Below are 6,390 nucleotides of genomic sequence, written 5' to 3'. Positions count from 1 at the left end.
CTTTAAATTCAGATTACACGATTACAGTTGCGCCAAACACGCCAAAAGGAAATTACAATGTCGAATATAAAATCTGCGAAAACACTAATCCAGCAAACTGCGATTCAGTAACTATTACCGTACCGGTTACGGCAGGGAATCTTGTGGCAAATGCAGATGAAATTCCGTCAGTTTTAGGATCGAATGCTCCTCAGACATTAGGGAAAAATGTTTTTGCCAATGACACTAAAAATGCCCAGCCTTTAAATCCATCGGATGTTACACTGAAAACTACGGTTGCAGATCCAAAAGGATATCTGACTGTTGATGCAAACGGAAACATTGTTTTGGGAGCCAATCCTCCAGCGGGAGATTACGAGCTGACTTATGAAATCTGCGAGAAATTGAACCCGGACAACTGCAGTTCAAACACTGTGAAAGTGATAGTAGGAACGCCAGTAATCGATGCAGTTGAAGATGCTATAGCTTCGATAAACGGAAATATCGGAGGAACTACGATTTCATTAATTTCAAATGACACTTTAAACGGAAACCCTATTGCAGTTGGAACAGCAGCTGGAGAAGTTAAGTTTGAAATTATCGGAACGCTTCCGACAGGACTGACGCTAAATTCAGACTACACGATTACAGTTGCGCCAAACACGCCAAAAGGAAACTATAATGTTGAATATAAAATCTGCGAAAACACAAATCCAACAAATTGCGATTCAGTAACTATTACCGTACCGGTTACGGCAGGAAATCTGGTTGCAAATGCAGATGAAATTCCATCAGTTTTAGGATCGAATGCTCCTCAGACATTAGGTAAAAATGTTTTTGACAATGACACTAAAAATGCGCAGCCGTTAGACCCAGCAGATGTTACGCTGAAAATTACAGCGGCAGATCCGAAAGGATATCTGACTGTAGATGCCAATGGAAACATTGTTTTAGGAGCTAATCCTCCAGCAGGAACTTATGAATTGACTTATGAAATCTGCGAGAAACTGAATCTGGACAACTGCAGTTCAAATACTGTGAAGGTAACAGTAGGAACGCCAGTAATAGATGCGGTTGAAGATGTTATAGCTTCAATAAACGGAAATATCGGAGGAACAACAATTTCATTAATTGCAAATGATAAATTAAACGGAAGCCCAATCACAGTTGGAACAGCAGCAGGAGAAGTTAAGTTTGAAATTATCGGAACGCTTCCGACAGGTTTAACGTTAAATTCAGATTACACTATCACTGTTGCACCAAATACGCCAGCAGCGGATTATAATGTGGAGTATAAAATCTGTGAAAACACAAATCCAACAAATTGTGATTCTGTAATTACAATAATAAAAGTTACAGGTGGAAATCTTATAGCGAATGAAGATCTTGTGCCGGCAGTTGGAGTAAACGTTCCGCAGAAAGTAATCAACGTTTTTGAGAATGATACTAAAGATGGAAATAAATTAGTGCCATCTGATGTAGATCTTAAACTAACTCAAGCAGATCCAAAAGGATACTTAACTGTTGATGCAGACGGAAATGTTGTACTAGCACCTAATGCGCCTGCAGGAGAGTATGAATTGACATACACTATATGCGAAAAATTAAATCCAAATAACTGTGATTCAAATGTTGTAAAAGTTACCGTAACAGAACCAAAAATGACAGTAGTTGCAAATAGCTATTGCTCAAACAATGTTCCTTATGTTAATTATACTGTTACGCCAGATAATTTCACGACAAATAACTTATTAACAGTTAAATGGATTGATAGTAATAATAATGTTGTGGCAACTCAGACAAATCTGCCATTAAGCGGAAACATTTTATGGCCTGGAGCTGAGATTGATAGCAAACAAAATGGAACAGATTGGCCAGGATGGATTTTAAATAACGGAATATGGGCAGAAGGAGCAGACGGATTTGAGGCTACCAGAAATGGAGTAAAAATTCAGTTTTCATTAAATCCGACAGTTACAGTTTCTGTGGCTTATCCGCCAGCAACGCCAGATTGTAATGCTCGTCCAACATTTAGCATTAAAGCAAATAATGATGAAGCAGGACCTATAAATGTGAAAAAAGGAGCAAATGCTACGATTAATATTTTTGAAAATGACTTATTAAATGGAGCAAAAATAAAAGCTTCAGATGTTATTTTATCAGTACCGGTTGTGCATCCAAATATTTCATTGAATGCAGACGGTTCAATCAACATCGCTGCAAATACAGCAGATGGGGTTTACGAATTGACTTATCAGATTTGTGAAGCTGCAAATACATCAAATTGCAGTCAAGCAGTAATTAAGATTATAGTAGACAATGTTGTAGATCCAGCTACGCCGACAGATAACAAAATTATTCTGAACAATGATAATGATGTTAGTGCCGACGGAATTAACGGTTCATTAGAATTTGTAAATGTTTTAGACAACGACTTGATCAACGGTAAGCCAATAAATCCTGCAGATGTTACAATTAAATCTGTAACAGAAAGTCCATATTTTGAATGGAATGCTGACGGAACAGTAAATGTTAAGCCAAACACACCAGGAGGAAATTATCCGTTGACTTATCAGGTTTGTGAAAAAGCGAATGGTACAAATTGTTCAACAGCCGTATTAAATGTTTTTGTTGAAGTGCCAGCTATTTCGGTTATCAAAACAGCGGTTTTCAATGACGAAAATAAGAGCGGTTTTGCAAATGCAGGAGAAACCATTACATACAAATTTACAGTAACCAATACAGGAAATGTACCTCTTGTTGGAATCACAATAAACGATCCATTGCCAGGAGTTGTAGTTTCAGGACAAGCAATTAATTTGGGTGTAAACGAATCTAATGAAACGAATTTCACAGCGATTTACAAAATCACTCAAGAAGATATTAACCGAGGCAGTGTGAGTAATCAGGCAACCGTAAAAGGAAGCAGTGTAAGAGGAGTTGTAGTTGAAGATCAGTCAGACGATGCAAGCAATAGCGGAGATAGTCCAACAGTCTTGGACTTAAACGGATGTTCTATTAAAGTAATGAATGCTTTCTCTCCAAACGGAGACAGTAAGAATGCAAGATTCTACATCAGAGGAATAGAATGTTATCCAGACAATACGGTTGAAATTTATAACCGTTGGGGAGTTTTGGTTTTCAGTATAGATCAGTATAACAATAATGATAGAGTTTTTGTTGGATATTCTAACGGACGCTCTACAATCAAACAAACAGATGGTCTTCCGGTTGGAACGTATTTCTATATCTTAAAATACAAAGACAGCGCTCAGAAGTCTCACCAAGAATCTGGTTACTTATACCTTAATAAATAAAATGGAATACGGCTTAGTTTAGGCTAAGCCGTTTTAAAGCTTAATAAATGAAAAAATTAATTTTAGTTTTTATGTTTTTTTCGATTGTGTCCAATGCGCAGCAAGACGCGCAATACACGCAATACATGTACAACACAATCGAAGTCAATCCAGCGTATGCAGGTTCACGTGGAGCTTTAAGCGTTTTTGGTTTGTATCGTACGCAATGGATTGGATTAGATGGAGCGCCAGAAACGAGTACGTTTTCGGTTAATACACCTTTAAAAAATAGCGATTTAGGACTTGGAGTTTCTTTGGTAAATGATAAAATTGGACCAACCGTAGAGAATACTTTATCGGCAGATTTGTCTTATACGATTCCAACTTCAGAATCATGGAATTTATCTTTTGGTATAAAAGGAACAGCCAATCTTTTCAATATCGATATTAATAAATTGAGTTATGAAGATCAAGATGACCCGCAATTTCAGAATCTAAAAAATAAATTTTCACCAAACGTTGGAGCTGGAATTTATTATCATTCAGACAGAGCATACATCGGATTATCGGTTCCTAATTTTATAGAAACAAATCGTTATGATTCAAACGACGTGGCTATTTTCAAAGAGAAAATCAATTATTATTTAATAGCAGGTTACGTATTTAATTTGGATCGTTTAGAATACATAAAATTCAAACCGGCTTTAATGGCCAAAATGGTAGAAGGAGCACCTTTGCAAGTAGATGTTTCGGGAAACTTCATGTTCAATGACAAATTCGTTTTAGGACTTGCTTATCGTTGGAGCGCATCTGTGAGTGCAATGGCAGGATTTCAAGTGACAAAAGGAATGTATATAGGTTATGGTTACGATCATGAAACTACACAGTTAAGAAAATACAATTCTGGATCTCATGAGATTTTCTTAAGATTCGAATTCTTCAATAATTACAATAAAATGATATCCCCAAGATTCTTTTAATACAACCTATGAAAGCTATAAAATTAATTTTGATCTTTTTACTGTCTAGTTTTATTTCAAATGTGAATGCACAAAAACCATTCACAAACATGAACATAAAATATGCAGATAAAAAATACGAAGAGTACGCTTACGCGGATGCCATAAAAGTTTACGAGAGTTTGGTAACTGAGCAGACTACCGATCAAGGAATAATTCAGCGTTTGGCAAATTCATATTATTTTAATGGAGAACTCAAAAGCGCATTAAAATGGTATGAGCAATTATTTATAATAAACGAAAACCAAGATGCTGAATATTTATATCGATATGCACAATCATTAAAATCAGCTGGAGATTATCGTAAGTCTGATGAGATTTTACAGAAATTCAATCATAAGGCAAGTGCAGAAAAAAGAGCAGATTTAATCAGAAGCGATAAAAACTATCTAGAAGATATCAAAGAAAACTCAGGCCGATTTCAAATAGCCGATGCAGGAGTCAATTCTAGATATTCAGATTACGGAAGCGTTGTTTACAATAACAAAATTGTTTTTACTTCTGCGCGCGATACGGGCGGAGTTGTGAAATCCAATTTTCAATGGACAAACAGATCATTTTCTAGACTATATACGGCCGATTTAATGCCAGACGGAAGCGTTGGAAAACCAGAGCTTTTAGTAAAGAGGAAAAAAGACAATTTCAATGAGTCAAGTCCGATTTTTACAAAAGATGGACGTACGATGTATTTCACGCGAAATAATTTTACAGACGGTAAAAGAAGAAGCAATGATAAAAACGTAACGCTTCTTAAATTATATAAAGCCGAACTTATCGATAACACATGGCAAAATGTAAAAGAACTTCCGTTCAACAGCGACCAATATAGTACGGCGCATCCAGCTTTAAGTGTGGACGAAAAAACGTTGTATTTCGCATCAGATATGCCGGGAACGTTAGGGCAGTCTGATATTTATAAAGTTGCAATCAATCAAGATGGAACTTTTGGTGCTCCAGAAAATCTTGGGCCAACAATCAATACAGAAGGAAGAGAAACTTTTCCTTTCATTTCTGGAGAAAACGAATTGTATTTTGCTTCTGACGGACGTCCAGGCTTAGGCGGATTGGATATTTTTGCTTCTCGTATAAAAGCAAACGGAACTTTTGATGACGTTTTAAATGTTGGAGAACCTGTAAACAGCAAGCAAGACGATTTTGCTTTTAGCATTGACAGTAAAAGCAGAAGCGGTTATTTTTCTTCAAACAGAGAAAACGGACTAGGTTTAGATGATATTTATAGATTTACAGAAACAAGAAGATTAATCTGCGAACAAAATTTATTTGGAACGGTTACCGATGCAGAAACAAATGAGATATTGCCCAATACTTCTCTGACTTTGTTTAATGAAAAATTTGATCCAGTTGGAACAATCACTACAGACGAAAAAGGAAATTACATTTTTCCTGATTTAAGATGCGGTAAAAAATATACTATTAGAACGGCTAAAAACGATTATAATGCCAAAGAAGTTGTGGTAGCAATCCTTAAAGAAAAAGGAGAAACTACTCAAATGATTGCATTAAATAAAGTATTTAAGCCACTTGCAGCAAAAACTGTAGCGATTAAAAAAACGACAATCAGTCCAGTGAAAGTGGGTTCTATAAGAGTAGGAGTAGATATTGCAAAACTGTTAAATCTGCCTATGAATTTCTTTGATTTGGGTAAAGCAACAATTAAGAAAACATCAGAATCGCAATTAATGAAAGTGGTAAATCTTTTAAATGAATATCCAGCTATGAAACTTGATATTCGTTCGCATACAGACAGCCGTTCTTCGTCAGAAAGCAATCAGATTCTTTCAGAAAAAAGAGCGCAGTCAACTAAAAATTGGTTAATTCAAAAAGGAATCAGCGAAGACAGACTAACTGCAAAAGGTTATGGAGAAACGCAATTAGTAAACAAATGTGCCGATGGTGTAAAATGTACAGAAAAACAACACATGCAAAATAGACGAAGCGAGTTTATTATTGTTGCGATGTAATAAAAATCATTTCTTTATAAATTACAAAAAGCCTTTTCTAAATTTTAGAAAAGGTTTTTTTGTTTAGAAATAATCCCTACGGGACATTTGATTGGTTAATAAAATCAGTGAAAT

3 protein-coding genes are annotated in these 6,390 nt (G+C 35.8%); all 3 read left to right on the top strand.

Annotated elements, in window-relative coordinates; translation table 11 throughout:
* The coding region (locus tag BLP44_RS22730; protein WP_091136627.1) for a T9SS type B sorting domain-containing protein at positions 1 to 3,296 on the top strand (3,296 nt) is incomplete at its 5' end.
* 47 nt (positions 3,297 to 3,343) lie between these two features.
* Positions 3,344 to 4,255 carry a PorP/SprF family type IX secretion system membrane protein gene (locus BLP44_RS22725; protein ID WP_091136623.1) on the top strand — a complete coding sequence of 304 codons (912 nt, stop codon included), beginning with the start codon at positions 3,344 to 3,346 and terminating at the stop codon, positions 4,253 to 4,255.
* An 8-nt stretch (positions 4,256 to 4,263) separates the two neighbouring features.
* On the top strand, positions 4,264 to 6,276 hold the full coding sequence (locus BLP44_RS22720) for an OmpA family protein (RefSeq protein WP_091136620.1): 2,013 nt from the start codon (positions 4,264 to 4,266) through the stop codon (positions 6,274 to 6,276).
* Positions 6,277 to 6,390: the final 114 nt, after the last annotated feature.

This window comes from Flavobacterium anhuiense, assembly GCF_900101855.1.
Taxonomy (GTDB): domain Bacteria; phylum Bacteroidota; class Bacteroidia; order Flavobacteriales; family Flavobacteriaceae; genus Flavobacterium; species Flavobacterium anhuiense.
The sequence above is the reverse complement of the archived record's forward strand: the minus strand, read 5'-3'. Positions and strand labels throughout refer to the sequence as shown.